This window comes from Ruminococcus sp. 1001136sp1_2201st1_G3_2201SCRN_220225, assembly GCF_040924365.1.
Taxonomy (GTDB): Bacteria; Bacillota; Clostridia; order Lachnospirales; family Lachnospiraceae; genus Blautia_A; species Blautia_A faecis.
In genome coordinates, this window is record NZ_JBCOME010000026.1 from 29502 (window position 1) to 51058 (window position 21557).

Annotated in this window: 23 protein-coding genes and 3 pseudogenes; 24 read left to right on the forward strand and 2 right to left on the reverse strand. The window is 45.2% G+C overall.

Annotated elements, in window-relative coordinates; genetic code table 11:
* The first annotated feature begins 75 nt into the window (after positions 1-75).
* Both AB5642_RS09935 and AB5642_RS09940 read left to right on the forward strand, forming a co-directional pair.
* Positions 76-1176: a substrate-binding domain-containing protein gene (locus AB5642_RS09935; protein WP_173717842.1), complete on the forward strand. Its 1101-nt coding sequence runs from the start codon at positions 76-78 to the stop codon at positions 1174-1176.
* 62 nt (positions 1177-1238) lie between these two features.
* The gene (locus AB5642_RS09940; protein WP_368361887.1) at positions 1239-1316 is read left to right on the forward strand and encodes a hypothetical protein; all 78 of its coding nucleotides are present in this window, start codon (positions 1239-1241) and stop codon (positions 1314-1316) included.
* 93 nt (positions 1317-1409) lie between these two features.
* Here the strand turns inward: AB5642_RS09940 and AB5642_RS09945 are convergent, their stop codons facing one another.
* A complete protein-coding gene (locus AB5642_RS09945; RefSeq protein WP_308768375.1) occupies positions 1410-1463 on the reverse strand; it encodes a hypothetical protein in 54 nt (17 codons plus the stop codon).
* Between the two features lie 15 nt (positions 1464-1478).
* On the opposite strand from AB5642_RS09945, the pseudogene AB5642_RS09950 reads away from it, so the two are divergent.
* From AB5642_RS09950 to AB5642_RS10020, 15 genes and pseudogenes are all read left to right on the forward strand, one after another.
* Positions 1479-1636, forward strand: a pseudogene (locus tag AB5642_RS09950) (DUF6783 domain-containing protein).
* Positions 1637-1840: 204 nt separating this feature from the next.
* Positions 1841-2110, forward strand: coding sequence for an AtpZ/AtpI family protein (locus AB5642_RS09955; protein WP_173717843.1), 270 nt, complete (start codon positions 1841-1843; stop codon positions 2108-2110).
* A gap of 17 nt (positions 2111-2127) precedes the next feature.
* A pseudogene (locus tag AB5642_RS09960) lies at positions 2128-2190 on the forward strand (DUF6783 domain-containing protein); the annotation flags it as partial.
* A gap of 6 nt (positions 2191-2196) precedes the next feature.
* Positions 2197-2622 (forward strand): ATP synthase subunit I, encoded by a 426-nt coding sequence (locus AB5642_RS09965; RefSeq protein WP_118582119.1) that lies wholly within the window; start codon positions 2197-2199, stop codon positions 2620-2622.
* Positions 2623-2730: 108 nt separating this feature from the next.
* Positions 2731-3489: a F0F1 ATP synthase subunit A gene (locus tag AB5642_RS09970; RefSeq protein WP_118582122.1), complete on the forward strand. Its 759-nt coding sequence runs from the start codon at positions 2731-2733 to the stop codon at positions 3487-3489.
* Between the two features lie 122 nt (positions 3490-3611).
* Positions 3612-3890, forward strand: a complete 279-nt coding sequence (atpE, locus tag AB5642_RS09975) for an ATP synthase F0 subunit C (protein WP_179962564.1) — start codon at positions 3612-3614, stop codon at positions 3888-3890.
* A gap of 143 nt (positions 3891-4033) precedes the next feature.
* A complete protein-coding gene (atpF, locus tag AB5642_RS09980) occupies positions 4034-4537 on the forward strand; it encodes a F0F1 ATP synthase subunit B (RefSeq protein WP_118582125.1) in 504 nt (167 codons plus the stop codon).
* A complete protein-coding gene (atpH, locus tag AB5642_RS09985; RefSeq protein WP_118582128.1) occupies positions 4534-5073 on the forward strand; it encodes an ATP synthase F1 subunit delta in 540 nt (179 codons plus the stop codon). The genes atpF and atpH overlap by 4 nt, the downstream gene beginning before the upstream one ends.
* Positions 5074-5088: 15 nt before the next feature.
* The gene (atpA, locus tag AB5642_RS09990; RefSeq protein ID WP_173770102.1) at positions 5089-6618 is read left to right on the forward strand and encodes a F0F1 ATP synthase subunit alpha; all 1530 of its coding nucleotides are present in this window, start codon (positions 5089-5091) and stop codon (positions 6616-6618) included.
* Between the two features lie 22 nt (positions 6619-6640).
* Positions 6641-7495 (forward strand): ATP synthase F1 subunit gamma, encoded by an 855-nt coding sequence (gene atpG / locus AB5642_RS09995; protein WP_148461012.1) that lies wholly within the window; start codon positions 6641-6643, stop codon positions 7493-7495.
* A gap of 34 nt (positions 7496-7529) precedes the next feature.
* Entirely contained in the window at positions 7530-8933 is a 1404-nt protein-coding gene (atpD, locus tag AB5642_RS10000) for a F0F1 ATP synthase subunit beta (protein WP_148461013.1), read from the forward strand.
* Positions 8934-8945: 12 nt separating this feature from the next.
* A complete protein-coding gene (gene atpC, locus AB5642_RS10005; protein WP_148461014.1) occupies positions 8946-9347 on the forward strand; it encodes an ATP synthase F1 subunit epsilon in 402 nt (133 codons plus the stop codon).
* Between the two features lie 340 nt (positions 9348-9687).
* Positions 9688-10987, forward strand: a pseudogene (locus AB5642_RS10010) (sodium-dependent transporter).
* A gap of 45 nt (positions 10988-11032) precedes the next feature.
* Positions 11033-12226 carry a pyridoxal phosphate-dependent aminotransferase gene (locus AB5642_RS10015; RefSeq protein ID WP_368371569.1) on the forward strand — a complete coding sequence of 398 codons (1194 nt, stop codon included), beginning with the start codon at positions 11033-11035 and terminating at the stop codon, positions 12224-12226.
* 129 nt (positions 12227-12355) lie between these two features.
* A complete protein-coding gene (locus AB5642_RS10020; protein ID WP_148461016.1) occupies positions 12356-13066 on the forward strand; it encodes a glycosyltransferase family 2 protein in 711 nt (236 codons plus the stop codon).
* Between the two features lie 299 nt (positions 13067-13365).
* Here the strand turns inward: AB5642_RS10020 and typA are convergent, their stop codons facing one another.
* Entirely contained in the window at positions 13366-15201 is a 1836-nt protein-coding gene (gene typA / locus AB5642_RS10025; RefSeq protein WP_118582152.1) for a translational GTPase TypA, read from the reverse strand.
* A gap of 276 nt (positions 15202-15477) precedes the next feature.
* On the opposite strand from typA, the gene AB5642_RS10030 reads away from it, so the two are divergent.
* The 7 genes from AB5642_RS10030 to AB5642_RS10060 all read left to right on the forward strand — a co-directional run bounded on the left by AB5642_RS10030 (position 15478) and on the right by AB5642_RS10060 (position 21554).
* The gene (locus tag AB5642_RS10030; protein ID WP_118582155.1) at positions 15478-16101 is read left to right on the forward strand and encodes a single-stranded DNA-binding protein; all 624 of its coding nucleotides are present in this window, start codon (positions 15478-15480) and stop codon (positions 16099-16101) included.
* Positions 16102-16373: 272 nt separating this feature from the next.
* Positions 16374-16877: a cob(I)yrinic acid a,c-diamide adenosyltransferase gene (locus AB5642_RS10035; protein WP_173716858.1), complete on the forward strand. Its 504-nt coding sequence runs from the start codon at positions 16374-16376 to the stop codon at positions 16875-16877.
* Between the two features lie 24 nt (positions 16878-16901).
* Positions 16902-17795 carry a 4-hydroxy-tetrahydrodipicolinate synthase gene (gene dapA / locus AB5642_RS10040; protein ID WP_118582161.1) on the forward strand — a complete coding sequence of 298 codons (894 nt, stop codon included), beginning with the start codon at positions 16902-16904 and terminating at the stop codon, positions 17793-17795.
* Between the two features lie 173 nt (positions 17796-17968).
* Entirely contained in the window at positions 17969-18727 is a 759-nt protein-coding gene (gene dapB / locus AB5642_RS10045) for a 4-hydroxy-tetrahydrodipicolinate reductase (RefSeq protein ID WP_118582164.1), read from the forward strand.
* Between the two features lie 394 nt (positions 18728-19121).
* On the forward strand, positions 19122-20009 hold the full coding sequence (locus AB5642_RS10050; protein WP_118582167.1) for a transporter substrate-binding domain-containing protein: 888 nt from the start codon (positions 19122-19124) through the stop codon (positions 20007-20009).
* Positions 20010-20162: 153 nt separating this feature from the next.
* Complete coding sequence (locus AB5642_RS10055; protein WP_118582170.1) at positions 20163-20813, forward strand: amino acid ABC transporter permease; 651 nt, start codon at positions 20163-20165, stop codon at positions 20811-20813.
* Positions 20814-21554 carry an amino acid ABC transporter ATP-binding protein gene (locus AB5642_RS10060; protein ID WP_368371570.1) on the forward strand — a complete coding sequence of 247 codons (741 nt, stop codon included), beginning with the start codon at positions 20814-20816 and terminating at the stop codon, positions 21552-21554.
* The last annotated feature ends 3 nt before the right edge of the window (positions 21555-21557 follow it).

The window sequence follows — 21557 nt, forward strand, 5'->3', positions numbered from 1 at the left end:
GATGAAGACTGCGAAAAATAGTTATAAAAAGTTTTTTTGAAAAAACTTTAAACATTCAGATGAGGAGTGAATAAAATGAAAAAAGTAGCAGTGATACCTGCTTTTGTTCTGGCTGCATTATGCACCTTCACAGGCTGTAAGAAAGAAGAAGTGGAGAAAGTGATCGCGCCACTGGTTTCTGACGGGCAGACTACGGAATCCACAGAAGAAGCCCAGGAAGAAAAGGATCCTCTTATTCCTGAAATTGATACATCTGTAGAACTCCAGGCAGGATCCCGGGTGGCAGTTGTAAGCAAGAGTACAAGCGGAGAGTTCTGGGGACTGGTTAAGAAAGGAATGGAGCAGGCAATTGCCGATGTAAACGAGGCATATGGCTTCAAGAAAGAAGATCAGGTGACCATGACCTTTGAAGGCGCCAGCGATGAGAAAGATGTGGAGAGCCAGGTAAATACCATAGATGCGGTAATTGCAGAGAATCCGGATGTACTTTGTGTTTCTGCCAGCGATATGGATTCCCTTCAGGCGCAGCTGGAAGCTGCCAAGGAGAATGGAATCCCGGTTGTGGCATTTGACTCTGGTGTTACAGACAGCAAGATGGTCCGTGCATTTCGTGGTACGGATAATACCAGGGTGGGCGAAATCGCTGCGTATAGATTAGCCACAGCCATCGGAAAAATGGGTAAGGTTGCAGTCTTTTCTGCGCAGGAAAAGACGCAGAGCATTCAGGAACGTGTAAGCGGTTTTACCAATTATATCACCAATTATCCGGATATTGAAGTTGTGGAGATTGTTTATCAGGATCAGGTAGATGATATGACAGCTGCCATGCAGGAGGTTCTTGACAAATATCCGCAGCTGGACGGTGTTTTCTGCGATAATGCAGATATTGCCGATCTGTATCTGGACATGAAAAAGGATGAGACAAAGGATTCCATTGTGATGGTTGGTGTGGATGCCACAGCGAAACAACAGGAGGCTATCTGGAATAGTAAAGAGGTCGGCGTGGTTTCCCAGCAGCCTTACGCGATGGGATATCAGACCATCTGGACAGCACTTTTGACTACAGCACCAAAGAAGAGTGTGGAAATCAAGCGGAATGTGCGTATCGACCCGGCATGGATTGATTCCTCAAACATTGATGATCCTACATACAGTTCTTATTTGTATGCAAATTAAAACAGCTTTCATAAGAGGCACGTCATAATTTTCAGGAATGATTTCACAAACACGCTCTACGAATTTGGGCAAAATATGCTGCAAACCGGGGCGTGCAGATTGCGAGAATGATTTTACAAATACACTCTAAAATAAGATAGTGAGGTTCATAAGAAACTATGAAAGAGAAACTGCTTTGTACAGCATGAATTTACCAGGAATGGGAATGCTGATACAAGGCGGTTTTTTGCATATCAAAGGATATTGCAGCTAGAGCGTGTTTCAAAAATCATTCCCGCAATCTGCACGCCCCACTTTGCGGTATATTTTGCCCTCTTTCAGTCGACGTAGCCCGCTACGCCGCCCTCAATCGGACAAATCTCCCACAAATTGTGAAGTACATCTTGCAGAAAGCCTTTTTCAAACACGCTCTAGAGCCTGTTTCAAACACATTCTAGACAATACTACCTGCAGTGTCTGAATTTTAGTCAATGTTTAACAATTGTATAACGACAAAATAACAAGAATTTGGTAGCATGTAATTACTTTTTGAAGTGTGAAAAAATTGACGATATGCAATAAAATAGAAGCCAATTTTTAAATAATATGCACAAAAAAAGTTGCTATCCACACTGAATTGTGTTAAAATCTGTCTATAAAATGAGACTTGCGACAGGAGGCTTTTATGAAAAAATGGGGAGATATTATCAAGAATATGACTTTGCTTAGTCAATTTAGTTTATCCTTTATCACTCCTCTGCTTCTGTGCCTGCTGATCTGCTGGTGGATGAGTACCAGCCTGGGAATAGGAGAATGGATTTTTATTCCTGGCTTTTTTTTCGGACTGGGAGGCTCCTTTACAGTAGCCTATAAGCTTTACCTGTCCGTAACCGGACATCAGAAGAAAGAGAAAGAGAAAAAGAAGAATAAAGTTTCATTTAACAGACATCATTAGAGTGTGTTTGAGGAATCATTCCTGCAAAGTGTGACGTACATTTTGCAGAAAACCTTTTTCAAACACGTTTCAGAAGGGAGATTTGTATGAGCAAAATGTTTGCAGATGTGCAGCCGGCAGTGAGGAAAGAGACGAAGAAGGTGGCGATTGGTACATTTGTATGCGTAGTCCTGATGTGGGCTGTATTTGGAATCGGACATCTGGCAGTGCCGGAGCAGATTCCGTTTGATTATACAGTGCTTCTCGCCGGATTTATCGGCGGGATGGTGGCAGTACTGAACTTTTTCCTTATGGGACTGACCGTTCAGAAGATAGTTTCCATGGAGGACGATAAACAGGCTGCAGCGAAGATGAAGGCCAGCTATAGTCAGAGAATGATGCTTCAGCTTATCTGGGGCGTTCTGGCGATTGCGGTTCCCTGTTTTCAGTTTGTAGCCGGAATCTTACCATTGCTTTTTCCAAACATTGTGATCAAGACAGTTGGAATCATTGGGGGGAGGAAGGCCGCATAATGATATATACAATTTTATGTAACTATTCAGCAGGTACTGCTCCGCGAAGTGTGTGACAGATGTGGTACGGAACAGTTACAAATTTATAATGACAGGAGGTGAGAGTACATGGATATCGAAATAACCGGTGGCAGGATATTCTATACGTTTCCGTTCGAGATTCCCATCCTGGGGAAATTCCAGATAACGGAGACTCTGGTTGTAAGCTGGCTGGTTATGCTGTTGATCACAGGACTTTGTATCTGGCTGACACATGATCTGAAAGTGGAGAAAATATCCAGGAGACAGGCTGTGGCTGAACTTCTGGTGGAGACAGCAAATAAGTTCGTCATCGGAAATATGGGTGAGAAATTCAGCTATATGATTCCTTTTGTGGCGGCGCTTTTTGCCACCAGTGTGGTATCCAACCTGATCAGCCTTGTAGGACTGCGAAGCCCTACAGCAGATCTTTCCACAGAAGCTGCATGGGCAGTTGTTGTATTTACCATGATCACGGCACAGAAGATTAAGACAAATGGTTTCGGTGGATATATGAAGGGATTTACAACTCCGATCCCTATTATGACACCATTTAATATTCTTTCTGAGATCGCCACACCGATCAGTATGGCGTGCCGTCATTTTGGAAATATTCTTTCCGGTGTAGTTATCAATGGTTTGATCTATGCAGCGCTGGCGCTGGCAAGCTCCAAACTGTTTGGATTGATTCCGGGTATTGTGGGAGATGTTTTGTCGAAGATCCCATTCCTGGACGTTGGTATTCCGGCAATTATGTCAGTTTATTTTGACTGGTTTTCCGGAATCATGCAGGCATTTATTTTCTGTATGCTGACTGTAATGTATATCGCGAATGCAGCAGAAGAGTAGCGTAAAGAAGGCGGATGTTCACGAAGTGGGCAGAAAATCGGAAAATGCAGAAAATATTTTGCAGTTTCCGGATGAATTGAATTTCTAACAAGAGAAATCATAAATAACAGGAGGATTTGATTATGGATTTTACAGTATTGGCAAAAGGTATCGCACTGGCTGGTTGTGCAATTGGTGCTGGTCTTGCACTGATCGCAGGTATCGGACCTGGTATTGGAGAAGGTAACGCAGTTGCAAAAGCTCTGGAAGCAATCGGACGTCAGCCAGAGTGTAAAGGTGATGTAACCTCTACCATGCTTCTTGGTTGTGCGATCGCAGAGACTACAGGTATTTACGGTTTCGTAACCGGTCTGCTTCTGATCTTTGTTGCACCTGGTACCTTCATGAAGTTCCTTGGATAATTAAGGACAAGTATCACAGGCGTTACCATTCACAGACCGCTGTTATGGAAGCTCCATAGAGACGGCACCAAAGCAGCTGGTTTCTATACTGGTAAGATACTGGAACGGTATGAATGGTAGCAGTTACAACAGGAGGTTAGAACATGCAGGTACAGGAACTTGTAGGAATTGTGCCGTGGACGTTTATCGCACAGATCTGCAATCTTTTTCTTCAAATGTATCTGATAAAAAGATTTTTGTTTAAGCCTGTCAATGAAATGCTTCAGAAGAGAAGAGCAATGGCAGATGCCGAAATCCAGGATGCTACAAAGGCGAAGGAAGAAGCTCTTGCCATGAAGACAGAGTATGAACAGAATATGCAGCAGGCCAAAGCAAAGGCCAGCGATATTGTCACAGAGGCACAGAGGACAGCTTCCCTCCAGAGTGAGGAGATCCTGAAAAGTGCAGCCCAGGAAGCCCGTGCTATGAAAGAGAAGGCTGAGAGCGACATTGCACAGGAGAAACGAAAAGCTGTCAATGAGGTGAAGAATGAGATCGGCGGCATGGCAATGGAGATTGCCGGCAAGGTGATCGAGCGTGAGATCAAAGAAGAGGATCACGCGAAACTGATCGACGAGTTTATTTCGAATGTAGGTGAGGCATCATGACGCAGATTGCCAGATTATATGGCAGCAGCATGTATGATCTTGCTGCTGAAGAACAGCTTACCGACACTGTGCTGGAGCAGATGCAGACAATCCGGCAGCTTTTCCGGGAGAATCCCGATTATGTGAAATTGTTGTCAGAGCCTTCGATCCCGAAGGAAGAGAGGACAAAACTTCTTGATACTGCATTTGGAACAGAAGCAGAACGGTATCTGGTGAATTTTCTGAAACTGCTGTGTGAGCGCGGAATCCTGGGAGAGTATTCCGGATGCTGTGAGGAATTTACACGGCGGTACAATGTGGACCATAACATTGCCACTGCAGTGGTGACCAGCGCGGTTGCACTGACAGATGAGCAGATGGCAGCGCTTAAGGACAAGCTGGAGAAGATAAGCGGTAAGACCGTTACCCTGACCCAGAAGACAGATCCTACAGTGCTTGCAGGTCTTAAAGTGGAACTGGAGGGCAGACAGCTGGACGGTACAGTAAAGAGCCGTCTGGATGATCTTTCCAGGAAATTAAACGAGCTTATAGTATAAGGATGGATAGAGAAAATGCAGCTTAAACCTGAAGAAATTTCAAAAGTCATCCGCAGTCAGATCAAATACTACGATAACGCTATCAAACAGAATGAGACCGGTACGGTTCTTATGGTTGGTGATGGTATTGCAAGAGCCAGCGGTCTTATCAACTGTATGGCAGGAGAGCTTCTTGAGTTTGAGGATGGAAGCTTCGGAATGGCGCAGAACCTGGAAGAAAACAGTGTTTCTATCGTTTTATTTGGTGATGATTCCGGTATTGGCGAAGGTCAGACCGTAAAGCGCACCGGAAAGGTGGTATCCGTTCCGGTTGGCGAGGCTATGATCGGGCGAGTTGTAAATGCCCTTGGACAGCCTATTGACGGTGCAGGACCTGTAGTGACAAGTGAATACAGGGCGATTGAGAGCCCGGCACCAGGTATCTGCGAGAGACAGGGCGTTAACCAGCCTCTGCAGACCGGTATTAAGGCAATTGACTCCATGGTTCCCATTGGAAGAGGTCAGCGTGAGCTGATTATCGGTGACCGTCAGACTGGTAAGACCACTCTGGCAGCAGATACTATTATCAATCAGAAGGGGAAGGACGTGATCTGTATCTATGTTGCAATTGGTCAGAAGCGTTCCACCGTATCTTCCCTAGTTGAGACTCTTACAAGAAATGGCGCTATGGATTATACCATCGTTGTAGCGGCTACTGCTTCAGAAGCCAGCCCGCTGCAGTACATTGCACCGTATTCCGGATGTGCAATGGGTGAATATTTTATGTATAAGGGAAAAGATGTACTTATCATTTACGATGATTTAAGTAAGCATGCGGTTGCTTATCGTGCACTTTCCCTGCTGATCCGTCGTCCACCGGGACGTGAGGCATATCCTGGAGATGTTTTCTATCTCCATTCCAGACTTCTGGAGCGTGCCGCAAGACTGGATGAGGCACACGGCGGCGGTTCCCTGACTGCACTTCCGATCATCGAGACACAGGCAGGAGACGTTTCCGCATATATTCCCACTAACGTTATTTCCATCACAGACGGACAGATTTTCCTGGAGACAGAGCTGTTCCATTCCGGTGTTATGCCGGCTGTAAACCCTGGTATTTCCGTATCACGAGTTGGTGGAAATGCACAGATCAAGGCAATGAAGAAGGTTGCCGGTACTTTGAAGCTGATTTATTCCCAGTATCGAGAGCTGCAGAGCTTTGCTCAGTTTGGATCTGATCTGGATGCAGATACAAAAGCCAGACTGGAGCAGGGAGCCCGTATTGTGGAGGTTCTGAAGCAGAACCAGAATGCGCCGGTTCCAGTTGAGAAGCAGGTAGCTATCCTTTATGCAGTAACCAAGGGAATCCTTTCCAGGGTTGCTACAGAGGATGTAAGAAGCTATGAAGCTGGTCTTTATACCTGGATCGACAGTGATGCACAGGGTGCTGCTGCAATGCAGGAAATCCGTTCCACAGGTGCATTATCTGCGGAGACAGAAGAGAAGCTGAAGGGCGCATTGGAACAGTATACTGAGAATTTTGTAAATACAAGACCTGAGAAATAAATTGTGACAAGGAGGACTTTTTATGGCTGCAAACATGAAAGCGGTAAAGCTGCGGATCAAAAGTGTGCAGAGCACTATGCAGATTACCAAGGCAATGGAACTTGTAGCATCCTCCAAACTGCGTAAAGCAAAAGAAAGGGCGGAAGTCTGCCGGCCTTATTTTGAGACCATGCATCAGACCCTTGTGGATATTGCCCGGGGGAATACAGATTTTTCCTCTGTATATGCCAGAGAATCCGGGAATGAGAAGCGCTGCTATGTGCTGATCGCCGGAGACCGTGGTCTGGCTGGCGGATATAACACCAACTTGTTTAAATGTCTGGAAGCAGCCTCTTTGAATCAGGATTTCCTGGTTCTTCCCATTGGGAAAAAGGCTGTGGAGTATTCGAAGCGAAATGGATTTGCCTGTGTTACAGAAAGCTTTGGTGAAATTGCCGATGTTTCTGTTGCAGACTGCTTTGAGATGGCGAATCTGCTCTGCGGGGAATTTAAGAAGGGAGAATTTGGACACATTGATCTTTGTTACACAAAGTTTGTTTCCATGCTTTCCCAGCAGCCATCGGCGATACCGGTGCTGCCTCTGAAGGACCTGACAGATGAACAGGATACAAAGAGCATCCGGAATCTGATTCTGTATGAGCCGGATGCGTCGGAAGTATTTGATGCCATCGTTCCAGAGTATCTGGCTGGTTTGATCTATGGTGCGGTTTGTGAGAGCGTAGCCAGTGAGCTGGCTGCAAGACGTACCGCCATGGAGGCTGCGACCAACAATGCCGAGGAAATGATCGAGAAGCTGAATCTGCATTACAACCGGGCACGTCAGGCAAGCATCACGCAGGAGATCACAGAGATTGTTGGAGGTGCGGAGGGTGTATGACCCATCGCATAGTATGTTATAAGGAGACTGCTAAATGAGCGAAAAACACATTGGCGAGGTGGTGCAGGTAATCGGACCGGTACTGGATATCCGGTTTGGTCATGACGAGCTGCCGGCACTTCTCAATGCCATCGAAATTGATCATGAAGGCACAAAGCTCACAGCAGAGGTTGCTCAGCAGATCGGGGATAATACGGTACGCTGTATCGCCATGAATTCCACCGATGGTCTGGTAAGAGGAACCAAGGCTGTAGATACTGGTGAACCCATCAAGGTTCCAGTTGGAGAAGAGTGCCTTGGACGAGTATTTAATCTTCTTGGTGATCCGGTAGATAATCTTCCGGCACCAGAGACGAAAGAGCACTGGGCAATCCACCGTCCGGCACCATCCTATGAGGAGCAGATGCCGGCAACTGAGATCCTGGAGACCGGTATCAAGGTTGTTGACCTGATCTGCCCTTATGCAAAAGGTGGTAAGATCGGTCTGTTCGGAGGTGCTGGTGTTGGCAAAACAGTTCTTATTATGGAGCTGATCCACAATGTTGCCACAGCACACGGCGGACTTTCCGTATTTACAGGTGTTGGAGAGCGTACCCGTGAGGGTAATGACCTTTACAATGAAATGAAGGAAAGCGGCGTTATCGACAAGACTGCACTAGTTTATGGTCAGATGAACGAGCCGCCGGGAGCACGTATGCGAGTTGGTCTTTCCGGACTGACTATGGCAGAGTATTTCCGTGATGTGAAGAATCAGGACGTGCTTCTTTTCATTGATAATATTTTCCGTTTTACACAGGCTGGCTCAGAGGTTTCCGCACTTCTTGGACGTATGCCTTCCGCTGTAGGTTATCAGCCAACTCTGGCTACTGAGATGGGTGCCCTTCAGGAGCGTATCACTTCTACCAGAAAGGGTTCCATCACATCTGTACAGGCTGTTTATGTACCTGCCGATGACCTTACAGACCCGGCTCCGGCTACTACATTTACCCATCTGGATGCGACCACCGTACTTTCCCGTGAGATCGCCAGCCAGGGTATTTATCCGGCAGTGGATCCGCTTGATTCCACCAGCCGTATCCTTTCCCCGGAGGTAGTTGGACAGGAGCATTATGAGATTGCACGTGCAGTACAGAGAGTTCTGCAGCGTTATAAAGAACTGCAGGATATTATTGCAATTATGGGTATGGATGAGCTTTCAGAAGAGGATAAGCTGACAGTAAGCCGCGCGCGTAAGGTGCAGCGATTCCTGTCACAGAGCTTCTCTGTTGCAGAGCAGTTTACAGGTATGCCGGGACAGTACGTTCCGCTGAAAGAGACTCTCCGTGGATTTAAGATGATCCTGGATGGCGAGTGCGACAGTATTCCAGAGAGCTGCTTCCTGTTTGCCGGAACTATTGACGATGTATTTGAGAAAGCAAAAAATAACCAGAATCAGTAAAGGAGGCTGCCTATGAGGACATTTCCCCTTAGAATCGGTACCCCCGACGGCCTGCTTTTTGAGGGAGAGGTGCAGCGCATTGTGTGCCGCAGCATTACCGGTGATCTGGCAATCCTGGCAGGACACTGCAACTTCTGTACCGCTCTTGGAATGGGCGAGGCCCATGTGATACTGGAGAATGGCACCAGCCGCAGTGCAGCCTGCATCGGCGGCATGCTCACCGTAATGGATGGCAATTGCAGTCTTCTTGCAACCACCTGGGAATGGCAGGAGGACATCGACGCCGACCGCGCTGGAAAAGCCAAAGAGCGTGCCCAGGAAAAGCTGGCCCAGGGTGGACTTTCCGATAAGGAATACAAGATCGTAGAAGCCAAGCTGCAGAGGGCGCTGGTGAGACTTAGTGTGAAAAGTTAAGGAATAATGAAAGAGGACAGTTTTGCCTGGAAAATGGTGTTTAAGGTGAGACTGTTCTTTTTATGTATAAAAGTTTGCGGACACCAATACATTGGTCTCTGTTACTGCGAAAAAAATCGTAAATTATCACCAATGATTTATTTTCGACTTTAAAACGTCAAATTCCCATCACATAAAAGCGTTGACATAAAAGTGTGGGCGCGTTACAATAAGATATCGGGAAAAATATGAAAAAGGGCTGGATATAACCGGTCCTTTTTATTACTTTCCAACAAAAACAAAGCCTGGAAGGTGCAGCTGCCAGGCACTATAAAATGAAAAAGAAAACAAGGGGGACGATTTGAAAGAACGAGAAACATTTGGATCACGGCTGGGATTTATCCTGGTCTCTGCAGGATGCGCCATTGGACTTGGAAACGTGTGGAAGTTTCCGTATATGGCGGGAAAATATGGTGGAGCGGCATTTATTCTGATTTACCTGGTATTTCTGGTTTTGTTGGGATTGCCAGTGCTGGTATGTGAATTTGCAGTAGGACGTGCAAGCCGTAAAAGTACGGCAAGAGCATTTCACGACCTGGAACCGGAGGGTGCCAACTTCCATAATTTCAGCTACATGAGCATGGTTTCCAACTATGTGCTGATGATGTTCTATACTATGGTTGCAGGATGGATGCTTTACTACTGTTACGCAATGGCAGCTGGCAAACTGGCCGGGAAAGATTCTGTACAGGTAGCAGATTATTTTACAGGACTTCAGGATTCAGCTGGTACAATGACTTTATGGATGATCATTGTAGTTGTTTTATCCTTCGGAGTGTGCTCTTTGGGAGTGCAGCGTGGCCTGGAGAAAATCACAAAAGTAATGATGATATGTCTTCTGGCCCTGATCGTAGTGCTTGCGGTTCATTCTCTTACGCTTGATGGAGCAATGGAGGGAGTGAAATTTTACCTGGTGCCGGATTTTGCCGCTATGGCCGAGATCGGAATCGGAAATGTGATCTTTGGGGCACTGTCGCAGACATTTTTTACATTAAGTATTGGTGCAGGCTCTATGACGATTTTCGGAAGCTATCTTGGAAAGGATAGATCCCTTCTGGGAGAATCTCTGCATATTACTTATGTCCTTTGCCTCCCTGTCTACTGTAATTGCGGTCTTTGAAAATATTATATCCTATTCAATGGACAGAAAAGGCTGGAGCCGTGGAAAAGCTGTTATAGTCAACATGGTGGCAATGATCCTTCTTTCTCTGCCGGCAGTATTTGGCTTCAACATTTTGTCAGGAATACAGCCGCTTGGAGCAGGAACGAACATCATGGATCTGGAAGATTTCATTGTATCCAATAATATTCTTCCACTGGGTTCTGTAGTATTTGTAATGTTCTGCGTGTCCAAATATGGCTGGGGCTGGAAGCGCTTTATTAAAGAGGCGGATACCGGAGAAGGGCTGAAATTCCCTGCAAACGTACAGAAATACATGCTGTATGTGATTCCGGCGATTGTAGTTGTGATTTACCTGAAAGGATATTATGATATGTTCAGCCCGAAGGGACCGGTTGTGCTGACCGTGTGGATGATTGTGAGTCTGCTGGTGCTGGGACTTGTAGGATGGATTATATTTGGAAAAAATAAGACGAAATAATAGAGAAATCTTAATAAGAAATAAGCAAAAGAGGAGTGACATAAAATGATAGCAGAAAAAATGAAACCATATGTAAAAAACAATTCTGCAATCCGTATGATGTTCGAGGAAGGCAATCGCCTTCGCGCGATTTACGGACCGGAAAATGTATTTGATTTCAGCCTTGGAAATCCAAGTGTACCCGCACCGGATTGTGTTCGTCAGGCCATCATTGATCTGGTAAATGAGGAAGAGCCGACAGTTCTCCATGGCTATATGAGCAATGCAGGATTCGAAGATGTTCGTCAGACAATTGCAGAGTCCCTGAACCGTCGATTTGGCACTTCTTTTGCAGCGAAAAATCTGATCATGACAGTTGGAGCAGCCAGTGGACTGAATGTGGCTTTTAAGACGATCCTGAATCCTGGGGAAGAAGTGATCGTTTTTGCACCTTATTTTCTGGAGTATGGTGCATATGTACGCAATTATGACGGCAACCTTGTGGAAATCTCACCGGATACTACCACATTCCAGCCGAATCTGAAGGAATTTGAGGAGAAAATCACACCAAAGACCCGTGCTGTCATTGTGAATACTCCTCACAATCCGACTGGAGTTGTTTATTCAGAAGAAATAATTAGGAAACTTGCGTCAATTCTGGAAGCGAAGCAGAAAGAATTTGGCACAGTGATTTACCTGATTTCTGATGAGCCATATAGAGAACTGGCCTATGACGGCGTACAGGTACCCTATCTGACAAAATATTATGCAAATACAATCGTAGGCTATTCCTACAGCAAATCCCTTTCTCTTCCAGGTGAGCGTATCGGTTATCTGGTTATTCCAGACGAGGCAGACGGAAGCGAGGAACTGATCGCAGCAGCAGCCATTGCTAATCGTACTATCGGCTGCGTAAATGCTCCATCCCTGATCCAAAAAGTAATCGCGAAATGCGTAGATGCAGAGGTAGATGTGGCAGCTTACGACAAGAACCGCCTTGCTCTTTACAATGGACTGAAAGAACTGGGATTTGAATGTATTAAGCCACAGGGAGCGTTCTATTTATTCGTGAAATCTCCAGTTACAGATGAAAAAGCCTTCTGCGAAGCTGGCAAAAAATACAATATCCTTATGGTGCCGGGAAGCTCCTTTGCCTGCCCTGGATATGTAAGACTGGCTTATTGTGTATCGTATGACACGATTATGAACTCTTTGCCCCAGTTTGGAAAATTAGCAGAAGAATTTGGGCTGAAAGCATGATTTCTGTGTACCGCGAAGCGTGTAGCAGTGAAGGTACTGAACAGTTACAATATGATATATAAAGTACGGTTAAAGATATGCTGTTAAAGCTTAAAGCCTGTTTGAAAAATCAGTAAATGGGAGGAAGTTATGTCCAGTTTATATATCGTAATTCCGGCATATAATGAATCGGAGAATATTGAGAAAACCATTGACCAGTGGTACCCAGTAGTGGAACGTCATAACGACGAGGGAAATTCCAGACTGGTGATTATTAACGATGGAAGTAAAGACAACACCTACGAACTTCTGCAGAAATGTGCCGCTACAAGACCCCTTCTTGTCCCACTGGATAAACCAAACGGCGGTCACGGTCCTACAGTACTTTATGGATATCGCTACGCCATCCGGCAGAAAGCCGATTATATTTTCCAGACTGATTCCGACGGTCAGACCAATCCAGACGAATTCGAGCCATTTTGGAACCAGAGGGGCCGGTATGATGCAATAATCGGCAGCCGCGCTGTACGTGGCGACGGAAAATCCAGAAAATTCGTAGAGAATGTTGTATGCTTTCTGCTGAGAATGATCTTCGGTGTAAAAGTTTCCGACGCCAATGCGCCGTACCGCCTGATGAAATCCAGCCTGGTAGCCAAATATATCGACAAACTCCCAGAAGATTTCAACATCCCCAACATTATGTTTACAACATACTTCGTCCATTACAAAGAGAAAGTTAAATTCATTGAAATCACCTTCAAACCCAGACAGGGCGGAACTAATTCCATTAATGTGAAGAAGATTGTGAAAATTGGCTGGAAGGCTGTGAAGGACTTCTATAAACTAAAAAAAGAATTGTAAGGGCTTGCCTTTCCAGTAACCAGCGATTTTGCAATGTATATTCGCAAGCCGCGCATTTTAGGAGCGGTTTTAGTGGAGGCGAGATCCATGACTTACGGAGACTTAGGCGCGAAGGCTTTTCTGAGCGTCTTAGTCTCCGTAAGTCATTAGCTTGCCGGAACACCTGGACGCGCGGCGGTGAATATACATTGTGAAATCGCGTCCGGAATAACGACCAACTCACTAAATCGCAATTATACAAAAGAGCAGATAAATCTTACTCAACCTAAGATCTATCTGCTCTATTTTCTTATAATCCCTTACGCATTTTTCTTAATAGAAGCTCTCTTACGATCACGGGAATCCAGAATCTTCTTACGGATACGAAGGCTGCTTGGAGTAACCTCCAGAAGCTCATCTGTATCGATAAACTCAATAGCCTGCTCCAAACTGAGAACTCTTGGCGGAGTCAGTTTCAGTGCCTCATCAGCAGAAGAGGAACGAGTATTGGTCAGATGCTTGGTCTTGCAGACATTCAGCTCGATATCCTCTGCCTTGCCATTCTGTCCGATAACCATACCACTGTAAACCTTTGCACCAGGTCCGATAAATAAAGTACCACGCTCCTGAGCTGCAAACAGACCATAAGTAACAGCCTCGCCGCCCTCGAAAGCAATCAGGGAACCCTGTTTACGATACTGGAAATCTCCCTTATATGGAGAATAGCCATCAAAAATAGTATTGATAATACCAGTTCCCTTTGTGGAAGTAAGGAAATTTCCTCGGAAACCAATCAGTCCACGGGAAGGAATGTGGAACTCAAGACGAACGGAACCGTCGCTTGCAGTGCTCATTCCCTGCAGTTCACCCTTACGCTCGCTGAGCATCTGGATAACGGTACCGGAAAATTCCTCCGGAACATCAATGTAGGCAATTTCCATTGGCTCTAATTTCTTGCCACGTTCATCAATTTTGTAAAGTACCTCTGGCTTGCTGACTGCAAATTCATATCCCTCACGTCTCATATTCTCAATAAGAACGGAAAGATGAAGCTCACCACGTCCGGAAACCTTAAAGCACTCAGTTGTCTCAGTGTCTTCTACGCGAAGGCTGACATCTGTGTTCAACTCTCTGTAAAGTCTGTCACGGAGATGACGGGAGGTGATGTATTTACCCTCCTGTCCTGCAAGCGGGCTGTCATTTACCAGGAAGTTCATGGCGATAGTCGGCTCAGAAATCTTCTGGAATGGAATTGCCTCCGGGTTATCTCCGCCGCAAAGGGTATCTCCGATATGAATTTCAGCAATACCGGAAATTGCAACAATTGATCCGATAGTTGCCTCTTTTACCTCAACTTTATTCAGACCGTCAAACTCATAAAGCTTGCTGATCTTAACCTTCTGTTTTTTGTCCGGATCGTGGTGGTTCAGAAGAGTAAGCTCCTGGTTTACGGCAATAGTGCCGCTCTCAACCTTACCAACGCCGATACGTCCAACATATTCGTTATAATCAATGGTACTGATCAGTACCTGTGTGTCTGCATCCGGGTCTCCCTCCGGAGCCGGAATGTATTTCAGAATAGCCTCAAACAGCGGCTCCATGTTCTCTGGTGTATCCTTCAGATCCAGAACAGCGTGTCCTGTTTTTGCAGATGCATAGAGGAATGGGCAGTCGAGCTGCTCATCGGAAGCACCAAGATCCATAAGAAGTTCCAGAACCTCGTCAACAACCTCGTCTGGCCTTGCTTCTGGACGGTCTATCTTATTAATGCAGACGATTACGTGCAGATCCAGCTCAAGAGCTTTTTTCAGAACGAATTTGGTCTGAGGCATAGCGCCTTCGAAAGCGTCAACCAGAAGGATAACGCCGTCTACCATTTTCAGTACACGCTCAACCTCGCCGCCGAAGTCAGCATGTCCTGGGGTATCGATAATGTTGATCTTTGTGTCTTTGTAATGAACTGCTGTGTTCTTGGAGAGAATTGTGATACCACGCTCTCTCTCAATATCGTTGGAGTCCATGACACGTTCCTGAACCTCCTGATTGGCACGGAAAACACCGCTCTGTTTCAGAAGCTGGTCTACCAGAGTGGTTTTACCATGGTCAACGTGGGCAATGATGGCTACGTTACGTACATCTTCGCGTTTCGTCTTCATAAAAATCGAAATCCTTTCTTTATCGGGCAGAGGGATTCTGCCTCTTTCTTTCCATATTAATGTAGTTTCTTCTTTATATTGTCCAAAACCTCAGTTTACCACATTTTTCGCGAATTACAAGGTGTTGAAAAAAAATTTTTGAATTTCTATGAAAAAAATATTTTAAATTTCTGGTTCTAAACAGGGTGATTTTCTCATAGATATTATAGACCAACAAGTAAGACAAGTATTATATGTCTGCAGAAAAAAGTGAAAATAAGGAAGGAGAACTACAACATGGCAGATAAAATTATTGAAAACAATCAGGTTTCCATCACGGGAAAAATCGTTACAGGTTTCACATTCAGCCACCAGGTTTACGGAGAAGGATTTTATACCATGGATCTTCTGGTAAAGAGGCTTAGCGATTCTGAAGACAGGATTCCGGTGATGGTATCTGAAAGGCTGGTGGACGTTACCCAGGATTACGTGGGACAGTATGTGGAAATTCACGGACAGTTCCGTTCCTATAACCGTCATGAAGAAAAACACAACCGGCTGGTGCTTTCCGCATTTGCACGGGAATTAAAATTTCTGGAAGAAGAGGATTCTCTGGCACCGGTAAACCAGATTTTCCTGGACGGATATATCTGTAAGCCGCCTGTTTACCGGAAAACACCGCTGGGAAGAGAGATTGCCGATCTGCTTCTTGCAGTGAACCGACCTTATGGAAAATCAGATTACATACCGTGTATTTGCTGGGGACGAAATGCCCGCTATGCTTCAGCCTTTGAAGTGGGTGGTCATGTACTGATCTGGGGCAGGATCCAAAGCAGGGAATACATGAAGCGCATCGGGGAAAATGAGACACAGAAGAGAATCGCTTATGAGGTATCGGTGAGCAAGCTGGAGTATGTGTAAACCAACCGAAGTGGCGGGAAATACGCCATGGTCTGCCAGTTACTTTATGGAAGGCAACCAGCCCGATTTTTCTCCAAGTTTCTTCTGCTTGCATTTCTGCTGGTTTTGCGGTAATATAAGCATATTAAAAATGGCGCAGTTTGCGGTTCTTATTTGCAAAGCGCGATATCTGGAATATAATGAACGGTATCATTTGCGGAGACGGCATTGCGAGGAATGTTATTGATCTATGGCAGACGGTAACATTATTTTTAACAATAAGAGGAATCAGTATGGAAAAAGAAATAACAGAAGTATATTGCGGAAATGGCAGAGGTAAGACCACACTGGCAATTGGTCAGGCACTGCGGGCATCTTCTCAGGGCAAAAGTGTGATCATCATTCAGTTCCTGAAAGGAAATGAACGGCGTGAGCTGGACTTTCTGGAAGAACTGGATCAGCTGGATATCAAGATCTTCCGCTTCGAAAAGATGGAGAGCTGTTACGACCAGTTGAATGAGGAAGAGCAGGCTGAAGAGGAGCGCAATATTCTCAATGGTTTAAATTTTGCCCGTAAAGTGATTGCTACACAGGAATGTGATTTCCTGGTACTGGATGAAATTCTGGGACTTCTGGATAAGCATATTGCTACTGTTGATATGGTTGTCGGGCTTTTGAAACAGAAGGACGAATCCATGCATTTGATACTTACGGGAAATCGGGTAGACCCTGGCATTTTGGATTATGTGGACAGTGTGACTACCATTACCACTCTTGGAAGAGAGCAGAACTCATGATAAGGATGAATAGGAGGAAATAATATGGCAATTTTCAAAGGTGCAGCCGTTGCAATTGTAACCCCGATGCATGAAGATGGAAAGGTAAATTATGAGAAACTGGAAGAACTTCTGGAATATCAGATTGCGAACAGCACAGATGCAATCGTTATCTGTGGCACTACAGGCGAGTCTTCTACATTGACACATGGAGAACATCTCCAGACCATCAAATTTGCAATTGACAAGGTAGCTGGAAGAGTTCCTGTTATTGCAGGTACCGGTTCTAATTGCACAGAGACTGCAGTTATGATGTCTCAGGAAGCTGCTTCTTATGGCGCTGATGCACTTCTGATTGTGACTCCATATTACAACAAGGCAAGCCAGAAGGGTCTTATCCGTCATTATACAGAGATTGCCAATTCTGTACCGGAAACTCCGATCATCATGTATAATGTGCCAAGTCGTACAGGTTGCAATATCCAGCCTGCTACAGCAGTTGCTCTTGCGAAGAATGTGAAGAACATTGTGGGAATCAAGGCTGCAAGCGGAGATCTTTCCCAGATTGCCAAGATGATGTCCATGGCTGACGGAGCTCTTGAGCTCTATTCCGGAAATGATGACCAGGTACTTCCGATCCTTTCCCTTGGCGGACTTGGAGTAATCTCTGTTTTATCCAATGTTGCTCCGAAGAATACACATGACATGGTTATGAAATTTATGGAGGGAGACCTTGCTGGTGCTGCCAGACTTCAGCTTGAGGCTGTTCCGCTTATCAATGCACTGTTCTGCGAGGTAAACCCGATTCCGGTTAAGACTGCCCTGAACCTGATGGGCTGGAAAGTGGGACCGACTCGTATGCCTCTTTGTGAGATGGAGCCGGAGAATGAGGAGAGACTGAAAAAAGCTCTTGCTGATTATGGAATTAAGCTTGCATAAATAATGTTGAAATCCCGGACAGAGCCTGTCAGCTCTGGTGTGCGGCAGCATATTGTCTGACAGCGGCTGACGGGATTTCTTTGTAATATGTAAGCAGAGAAAAACAGAGCGCGTATATTGTTGAAATAATTTTTACAAGCTCGTTAATTTACAGTAAGAAAGGAAAAAATAAAATGGTTAAAATTATCATGCACGGATGTAACGGTCATATGGGACAGGTTATTTCCAATATTGTTGAGAAAGATGCAAATGCCCAGATCGTAGCAGGAATCGACATTGCAGACCAGGGGAAAAACAGCTATCCGGTATTCACAAACATTGACGATTGCCAGGTGGAAGCAGATGCTGTTATCGATTTTTCCTCCCCGAAGGCTTTTGATAAGCTGATGGACTACTGCGAGAAGAGAAATATGCCGGTAGTTCTTTGCACCACAGGTTTAAGTGAAGAGCAGCTTGCAAGAGTAGAGGAGAGTGCAAAAAAGATCGCCGTTCTGAAATCTGCCAACATGTCCCTTGGAATCAATACTCTTTTGAAACTGGTTCAGGATGCAGCTAAGGTTTTGGCAGCAGCTGGTTTTGACATGGAGATTGTAGAGAAGCACCATAACCTGAAAGTGGATGCACCAAGCGGAACAGCTCTTGCCCTTGCAGATAGTCTGAACGAGGCAATGGACAACCAGTATCATTACGTATATGACCGCAGCCAGAGAAGAGAGAAACGTGACGCTAAGGAGATCGGTATTTCCGCAGTTCGCGGAGGCTCTATTGTCGGCGAGCATGAAGTGATTTTTGCCGGACCGGATGAAGTGATCGAATTTAAGCACACAGCATACTCTAAGGCTGTATTTGGCAAGGGTGCTGTAGAAGCAGCGAAATATCTTGCCGGAAAACCAGCTGGAAGATATGATATGAGCAACGTGATCGAAGGTTAACAGAAATATACAAAAATTGTAAAATGCATACAAAATAATTGTTGAATTTATGGATTTACAGATAGCAATGTGTTTGCTATAATTCCATCATAAGTTGCAACGGAGCAAACTACTTAGAGAGTTTGCTCCGTTTTTTGCGTTTATGGTATGGCAGGTCAGAGTATTTGCTGATAAAGCATTTTTGCACTTGTTTCCATAACGTACCGAAACTTCATAAGAGAGAAATGCAATATCGCATTTCTGCCATGCAGAAAGGGCTGCCACAGGGCGGTCCTTTTTGCGTTAGTAAAGCTGGAAATCGGGATAGCATAACTGCGCAGGCTGTTATTGTCCACTTTGGAAACGATAACAGAAGACTATCTGTACCGGTGAGAGTCAGAGAGGAGAAATTATTATGAGAAAAACAGCAAAAGCAATGGCACTTCTTACAGCAGCTTCTATGATTATGACAGCTTTTACCCCGGTTTACGCAGAGAGTACAGATACAGAGGACACGGCAGCAGTTGACTGGGAAAACGGTGAAAATATTAAAGCAATTAAGGAGAAAGGTGTGATCACCGTCGCAACCGGAACTTATGTACCATTTGAATACAGAGATGATGACGACAATATTGTAGGTTTTGATATTGACCTGGCACAGTACATTGCAGACAAGCTTGGAGTTGATATGGAAGTGACAGATATGGAATTCCAGTCTATTGTTCCTTCTATCCAGAATGGGGAGTATGATTTTTCCATTGCAGCAATGTATAAGACAGACGAAAGATGCGAGGTTGTGGATATGTCCAAATCCTACTGCGACAGTGGTATGATCCTTGCCGTGAAAGAAGATTCAGAGTATGCAGATACCGTTAAGAGTCTGGCTGACTGCGATGGTCTGAAGGTTGCCGTAAAAGAGGGGGCAACTTCTTATAACGTAGCACAGAGCTTCCTGGATGAGAATCCGGATGTTTCCTATGAGATTGTTCAGTACAAGGATACAGTAGGATGCGTATCTGACCTTTTGGCAGGCCGTGTGGATGTTGTGGTAAACGATCTTCTGAACCAGAAGATTCTTTCCCAGGAATATGAAGGTGCCAAGATCGTGTGTGATCCATTTACCCATGCAGAGAACGCCATCGCCGTACAGAAGGGAAAAGATGATCTGCTTGCATTTATCAATGAATGTATTGACGAGTATTATGCAGACGGCACTTATGATACACTCTGGACAAAATGGATCGATGCTTCCGGCGAGGGAGAAGAAGCAGCTGCAGCAGAAGATGCGGAAACCGCTGAATAAAGCATAATAGTGAAAGGACTGAACAGTTACAATAAAACACAGATATATTTCTATGCAGAAAACGCGTTACTGGTCACGGAGTGAACAGTAATACCGGAAGAGTAAGGAAGAAAGGATAAACCGGCTATAATTACTGGCCACAGGGGAAATAGTATGGTAACATTGAAATGGTCACTTGTATTTGATAAAATGACATCACTGCTCCAGGGATGCGCAGTGACGATGGAAATATCGGTTCTCACACTTATTTTTGGTACGATTCTGGGTGTTGTGCTTGCGTTGATGAGGGACAGCCACATAAAAGTGGTATCCAGACTGGCACAGCTGTACATCTGGATCTGGAGAGGAACCCCGCTGATGGTGCAGGCATTTCTGATCTATTTCGGTTTGCCAAACCTGGGCATTACTTTCAGCGCTATGACAGCAGGTGTGCTTTCCATGTCTTTAAATACAGGCGCATACATTGCAGAAATTGTCCGTTCCGGTATCCATGCTATTGACCCGGGGCAGAGAGAAGCAGCCAAAGCACTTGGAATGCCCTGGCATCTGGAAATGCTTCGAATTGTGGCACCACAGGCAACCAAGATCTGCATTCTTCCTCTTGTAAACCAGTTTATTGCCACCATCAAAAATACCTCTATTTTGTCCGCCATCACTTTGACAGAGCTGACAAGAGAGGGAACCCTGATCGCTTATAATTCTTTCCATTATTTTGAGCCGTACATAGCTGTTGCGGTATTATATCTGATCCTGACAACTATATTTACCCAGATTGCAGGAGTTTTGGAAAGGAGGATGGCATAAATGGCAGAAGATGTTATTTTAAGTGTAAAAAATATCAGCAAAAGCTTTGGGGATCTTCAGGTGCTGAAGGAAATCGGTTTTGACATACATAAAGGGGAAAAGATTGCAATCCTTGGTCCCAGCGGTTCTGGTAAATCCACAATTCTCCGGTGTATCAACCAGCTGGAAACCTACGACAGCGGCGAAATCAATTATATGGGAAAACCTGTGAATTCCGGTCAGGCACTGCATGAGCTGCGGCAGCATATTGGAATGGTTTTCCAGAGATTTAACGTTTTTACCCATATGAGTGTGCTGCAGAATGTGATCGAGGCACCGGTCCATGTGAAAAAAGTCCCCAAACAGGAGGCAATTGTAAAGGCAAAAGATTTGCTGAAAATGGTTGGGCTGGAAGGCAGGGAAGAGGCAATGGCAAAGAATCTTTCCGGCGGCCAGCAGCAGAGGGTTGCGATCGCAAGAGCAATGGCTATGAATCCGGAAGTGATCCTTTTTGATGAGCCTACCAGCGCACTGGATCCGGAACTGGTTGGAGAGGTTTTAAGTGTTATCCGTAAAGTAGCAGCAGAAGGAGTATCCATGGTTATCGTCACCCATGAGATGAATTTTGCCAGAGAAGTAGCGGATCGGATTTTGTTTATGGAAGATGGCGTGATCGTGGAGGATGCGCCTCCGGAAGAGTTTTTTGAGCATCCGAAGAATGATCGTATTCGTCAGTTTATCAGGAAAGTTGAGGAAAGGTAATTC

Bases quoted from the DNA above. Each gene is read 5' to 3' on its own strand.
- AB5642_RS09935 (WP_173717842.1), top strand. From the start codon at position 76: ATGAAAAAAGTAGCAGTGATACCTGCTTTTGTTCTGGCTGCATTATGC.
- AB5642_RS09955 (WP_173717843.1), top strand. From the start codon at position 1,841: ATGAAAAAATGGGGAGATATTATCAAGAATATGACTTTGCTTAGTCAA.
- AB5642_RS09965 (WP_118582119.1), top strand. From the start codon at position 2,197: ATGAGCAAAATGTTTGCAGATGTGCAGCCGGCAGTGAGGAAAGAGACG.
- AB5642_RS09970 (WP_118582122.1), top strand. From the start codon at position 2,731: ATGGATATCGAAATAACCGGTGGCAGGATATTCTATACGTTTCCGTTC.
- atpE (WP_179962564.1), top strand. From the start codon at position 3,612: ATGGATTTTACAGTATTGGCAAAAGGTATCGCACTGGCTGGTTGTGCA.
- atpF (WP_118582125.1), top strand. From the start codon at position 4,034: ATGCAGGTACAGGAACTTGTAGGAATTGTGCCGTGGACGTTTATCGCA.
- atpH (WP_118582128.1), top strand. From the start codon at position 4,534: ATGACGCAGATTGCCAGATTATATGGCAGCAGCATGTATGATCTTGCT.
- atpA (WP_173770102.1), top strand. From the start codon at position 5,089: ATGCAGCTTAAACCTGAAGAAATTTCAAAAGTCATCCGCAGTCAGATC.
- atpG (WP_148461012.1), top strand. From the start codon at position 6,641: ATGGCTGCAAACATGAAAGCGGTAAAGCTGCGGATCAAAAGTGTGCAG.
- atpD (WP_148461013.1), top strand. From the start codon at position 7,530: ATGAGCGAAAAACACATTGGCGAGGTGGTGCAGGTAATCGGACCGGTA.
- atpC (WP_148461014.1), top strand. From the start codon at position 8,946: ATGAGGACATTTCCCCTTAGAATCGGTACCCCCGACGGCCTGCTTTTT.
- AB5642_RS10015 (WP_368371569.1), top strand. From the start codon at position 11,033: ATGATAGCAGAAAAAATGAAACCATATGTAAAAAACAATTCTGCAATC.
- AB5642_RS10020 (WP_148461016.1), top strand. From the start codon at position 12,356: ATGTCCAGTTTATATATCGTAATTCCGGCATATAATGAATCGGAGAAT.
- typA (WP_118582152.1), bottom strand. From the start codon at position 15,201: ATGAAGACGAAACGCGAAGATGTACGTAACGTAGCCATCATTGCCCAC.
- AB5642_RS10030 (WP_118582155.1), top strand. From the start codon at position 15,478: ATGGCAGATAAAATTATTGAAAACAATCAGGTTTCCATCACGGGAAAA.
- AB5642_RS10035 (WP_173716858.1), top strand. From the start codon at position 16,374: ATGGAAAAAGAAATAACAGAAGTATATTGCGGAAATGGCAGAGGTAAG.
- dapA (WP_118582161.1), top strand. From the start codon at position 16,902: ATGGCAATTTTCAAAGGTGCAGCCGTTGCAATTGTAACCCCGATGCAT.
- dapB (WP_118582164.1), top strand. From the start codon at position 17,969: ATGGTTAAAATTATCATGCACGGATGTAACGGTCATATGGGACAGGTT.
- AB5642_RS10050 (WP_118582167.1), top strand. From the start codon at position 19,122: ATGAGAAAAACAGCAAAAGCAATGGCACTTCTTACAGCAGCTTCTATG.
- AB5642_RS10055 (WP_118582170.1), top strand. From the start codon at position 20,163: ATGGTAACATTGAAATGGTCACTTGTATTTGATAAAATGACATCACTG.
- AB5642_RS10060 (WP_368371570.1), top strand. From the start codon at position 20,814: ATGGCAGAAGATGTTATTTTAAGTGTAAAAAATATCAGCAAAAGCTTT.